The organism is Microbacterium sp. UBA1612, assembly GCF_002321605.1.
Taxonomy (GTDB): Bacteria; Actinomycetota; Actinomycetes; order Actinomycetales; family Microbacteriaceae; genus Microbacterium; species Microbacterium luteum.
The window spans coordinates 1-3,837 of record NZ_DCMW01000030.1 but is presented as its reverse complement, the minus strand read 5'-3'; the positions used below and the strand labels follow the sequence as shown (position 1 = coordinate 3,837).

Genomic DNA, 3,837 nt, shown 5'->3' with positions numbered 1-3,837 from the left:
GCTCGACCGCGCCTCCAGCGTCGGTGTGCGCGGGGTCGTGCAGGTCGGCACCGACCTGGAGACTTCGCGCTGGAGTGCCGAGGTGGCCGCGCGCGAGCCGCGGGTGCTCGCCGCCGTCGCCATCCATCCGAACGAAGCGCCCGAGCTTGCCGAGCGCGGCGAGCTCGACGACCACCTCGCCGGTATCGCCGAATTGGCGGCGAAGCCGCGGGTGCGCGCGATCGGCGAGACGGGGCTGGACTACTTCCGCACCGAGAGCGACGAGGGCAAGTCCGCCCAGGTGCGCGCCTTCGAGGCGCACATCGCGATCGCCAAGGAGCGCGGACTCGCGCTGCAGATCCACGACCGCGACGCGCACCTCGACATCGTGCGCGTGCTCGACCGGGTCGGCGCCCCCGATCGTGTCGTCTTCCACTGCTTCAGCGGCGACGCCGCGTTCGCCGAGCTGGTCGCCCGGCGCGGCTGGTACCTCTCCTTCGCCGGGACGGTGACGTTCAAGAACGCGCAGAACCTGCGCGACGCGCTTGCCGCCGTGCCACGCGCCAACCTGCTGGTGGAGACCGACGCGCCGTACCTGACGCCGACGCCGTTCCGCGGCCGACCGAACTCCGCTTACCTGATGCCGCACACCGTGCGGGCGATGGCTGCCCACCTGGGCACGGATGCGTCGATGCTCGCCGCGCAGCTCAGCTCCAACACGGAGCTCGTCTACGGGAACTGGGACGACGAGCCGGTCGACGCGCCGCCCGGGCCCTTCGCGCCGCCGACGACGCCGATCGACCTCCCCCCGCTGGGCCCGCGGTGAGTCTGCTCGGTCCCGCCGAGATCCGCGACCTCGCGACCCTGCTGGACGTTCAACCGACCAAGAAGCTCGGCCAGAACTTCGTCGTCGACGCCAACACGGTGCGGCGCATCGTCCGCCTGGCGAAGATCGAGTCCGGTGACGAGGTGCTCGAGGTCGGTCCGGGTCTCGGCTCGCTGACCCTCGGCATCCTGGAGGCCGGGGCCCGGCTGACGGCGGTGGAGATCGATCCGCGGCTCGCCGCGCAGCTGCCGACCACGGTCGAGACGCTGCAGCCGGGGGCGCCGCTCCAGGTCATCACGGCGGATGCGCTGCGGGTGACCGAGCTGCCCGCGCCGCCGCGCCGCCTCGTCGCCAATCTCCCGTACAACGTGTCGGTTCCGGTGCTGCTGCACCTGCTCGAGACCTTCCCGAGTCTCGAGTCCGCGCTCGTCATGGTGCAGGCGGAGGTCGGCCAGCGTCTCGCCGCCGCGCCGGGCTCGAAGGTCTACGGCTCCCCGTCGGCGAAGGCCGCCTGGTACGGACGCTGGTTCACGCAAGGTCAGGTCAGCCGCCAGATCTTCTGGCCGGTGCCGAACGTCGACTCCATCCTCGTCGGCTTCGAGCGGGGCGAGCGCCCCGGAAGCGAGGAGGAGCGTCGCGCGACGTTCCAGATCATCGACGCGGCGTTCGGCCAGCGCCGGAAGATGATGCGCCAGGCGCTCGCCGAGCTGTTCGGCGGTTCGGCGGCCGCGAGCGCGCGCCTTGAGGCGGCCGGCGTCGAGCCGACCGTGCGCGGGGAGCAGCTGACCGTGTCGGACTTCCTCGCGATCGCGCGCGCGGTGGCGTCTCCACACGCGTGAAGGCGTGATGCGCGGCCCGACTAGGGTTGGGGCATGGTGTCTCGGGGGCAGCTGAGTCGGGTGCACGTTCGCGCACCCGGCAAGATCAACGTCTTCTTGAAGGTCGGCGCGCTGCAGGACGACGGCTATCACGATGTCGCGATCGCCTATCAGGCGGTGTCGCTCTCGGAGGACGTCGTCGTCACCCACGCCGACGACTTCTCGGTCTCGGTCTCCGGAAGCGTGGAGCTCGGACGGGTGCCGCTCGACGGCTCGAACATCGCGATCGCGGCGGCGCGTCTGCTCGCCGCCAAGACCGGCTTTCGCGGGGGCGCGCACATCGCGATCGAGAAGCACGTTCCCGTTACCGGCGGCATGGGCGGCGGGTCCGCCGACGCGGCCGCGACGCTGGTCGCCTGCGATGCCCTCTGGGGCACCGAGCTGCCGCGCGACGAGATGCACGAGCTCGCGCGACGCCTCGGGGCCGACGTGCCGTTCGCGCTGACCGGCGGCACGGCGATCGGCACGGGTCGCGGCGACGAGCTCTCGCCGGCGCTGGCCTCGGGCACCTTCCAGTGGGTGCTGGCCCTCGCCGACTTCGGACTCTCGACGCCCGCCGTGTACCGCGAGCTCGACGCGCACCGCGAACGCCACGCGCGCGACATCTCGCCCGCCGACGCGAGCCCGAGCGTCGACACCGACGTGCTGCAGGCGCTGCGTGCGGGCGATCCGCACATGCTCGCAGCGGCGATGCACAACGACCTGCAGGCCCCCGCGCTGCACCTGGAGCCGGGCCTCGGCGACGTGCTGGAGCTCGGGGAGCGCAACGGCGCCCTCGCCGGCATCGTCTCCGGCTCCGGCCCGACCGTCGCGTTCCTGGCCGCCGACCTTGACGCCGCGCTCGAGCTGCAGGTGGCGCTCTCGGCCGCTCAGCTCAACGTCGTGCGGGCCACCGGCCCGGTGCACGGCGCGCGCATCATCGCCGACTGACCTCTGCCGGTTCGACCGTCAGCACGGCGCGGCCGAGCGCGAGGGCGCCGTCGGTGAGCGGCTCGGCGCGGATGCCACCGCGGCGCAGCAGCGCCCGGTGCGCCCCCGGTGCGATCGCCTCGTTCATCCAGGCGCACGGATTCGCCGGTCGGTGCGCGCGAAACCGGACCGGCCCGGAGCCGGAGTCGAGGGCGAAGGTCATGCCGATCAGGGCATCCACGTCGACGCCGCGCAGCAGGACGTTGCGCCGCGTCTCGGTGAGCCCCGGCACCGGGACGCCCAGCTCGGCGGCGACGTGCTCGAGCGCCTCGACGCTCTGCAGCGTCACGCTCGCCTGACGGTGCGCCGGATGCCCGAAGTGCCGGTCGCCGATGACGCCCAGTCCGGCGCGCACCTCGATCGCATCGCGCAGCTCGGAGCCGTCGACCGGTCGCGGCCCGTCGGCGGGGCGCCCCTCGTAGCGGTGCACCGGAGAGGCGAGCAGCTGCACGAGTTCGACCTCGCGGGTCGTGCTGCCGAACTTCGCACCCATGCCGACACCTTAGGCTCGAAGGCATGGCACATCTGCTCGGCGCGGAGGAGCTCGCGCTCGAGTTTCCGACCAAAGTCGTCTTCGAGAGCATCACCGTCGGCATCGAGGAGGGCGATCGGATCGGCGTCGTCGGCCGCAACGGCGACGGCAAGTCGACGCTGCTGCGCATCCTCGCCGGCCGTCAGGAGGCGGACTCAGGGAGAGTGACCCGCCGCGGCGGCGTCACGCTCGGGATGCTCGACCAGTCCGACCAGCTGCCCGACGACGAGCTCGTCTCGCGGGCGGTCGTCGGCGACCGCGCCGAGCACGAGTGGGCGGGGGATGCCCGCGCCCGCGACGTGATCGCGGGGCTCCTGCGCGACCTGCCGTGGGAGGCGCGCATCGGCGACCTCAGCGGCGGTCAGCGCCGACGCGTGGCGCTCGCGGCGCTGCTCACCCGCGACTGGGACATCATCTTCCTCGACGAGCCCACCAACCACCTCGACGTCGAGGGGGTCGCCTGGCTCGCCCAGCACCTGAAGACCCGATGGTCGCCGAAGCAGGGCGGGCTCGTGGTGGTCACCCACGATCGCTGGTTCCTCGACGAGGTCTCGCTCGACACGTGGGAGGTGCACGACCGCATCCTGGAGCCCTTCGAGGGCGGCTACGCGGCCTACATCCTGCAGCGCGTCGAGCGCGACCGGATGGCGGCG

The 3,837-nt window shown here is 72.6% G+C and carries 5 protein-coding genes; 4 read left to right on the top strand and 1 reads right to left on the bottom strand.

From position 1 onward, the window contains the following. The 3 genes from B3S45_RS12030 to B3S45_RS12020 form a co-directional block, all read left to right on the top strand. Positions 1-805: TatD family hydrolase (locus B3S45_RS12030; protein ID WP_286720850.1), on the top strand; the 805-nt coding region annotated here is incomplete at its 5' end. Beyond that, a complete protein-coding gene (gene rsmA, locus B3S45_RS12025; RefSeq protein ID WP_286720848.1) occupies positions 802-1,644 on the top strand; it encodes a 16S rRNA (adenine(1518)-N(6)/adenine(1519)-N(6))-dimethyltransferase RsmA in 843 nt (280 codons plus the stop codon). The genes B3S45_RS12030 and rsmA, both read left to right, overlap by 4 nt. 33 nt (positions 1,645-1,677) lie before the next feature. After that, on the top strand, positions 1,678-2,613 hold the full coding sequence (locus B3S45_RS12020) for a 4-(cytidine 5'-diphospho)-2-C-methyl-D-erythritol kinase (RefSeq protein WP_286720846.1): 936 nt from the start codon (positions 1,678-1,680) through the stop codon (positions 2,611-2,613). Here the strand turns inward: B3S45_RS12020 and B3S45_RS12015 are convergent. Further along, positions 2,600-3,145, bottom strand: a complete 546-nt coding sequence (locus tag B3S45_RS12015) for an MOSC domain-containing protein (protein WP_286720845.1) — start codon at positions 3,143-3,145, stop codon at positions 2,600-2,602. The two genes, B3S45_RS12020 and B3S45_RS12015, sit on opposite strands and share 14 nt — an antisense overlap. Positions 3,146-3,168: 23 nt before the next feature. Here B3S45_RS12015 and B3S45_RS12010 point away from each other — a divergent pair. After that, positions 3,169-3,837 (top strand): ATP-binding cassette domain-containing protein (locus B3S45_RS12010; RefSeq protein WP_286720843.1); only part of this gene is annotated, 669 nt, incomplete at its 3' end.

Coding starts and splice junctions, on each gene's coding strand:
- B3S45_RS12020 (WP_286720846.1), top strand. CDS start 1,678: ATGGTGTCTCGGGGGCAGCTGAGTCGGGTGCACGTTCGCGCACCCGGC.
- B3S45_RS12015 (WP_286720845.1), bottom strand. CDS start 3,145: ATGGGTGCGAAGTTCGGCAGCACGACCCGCGAGGTCGAACTCGTGCAG.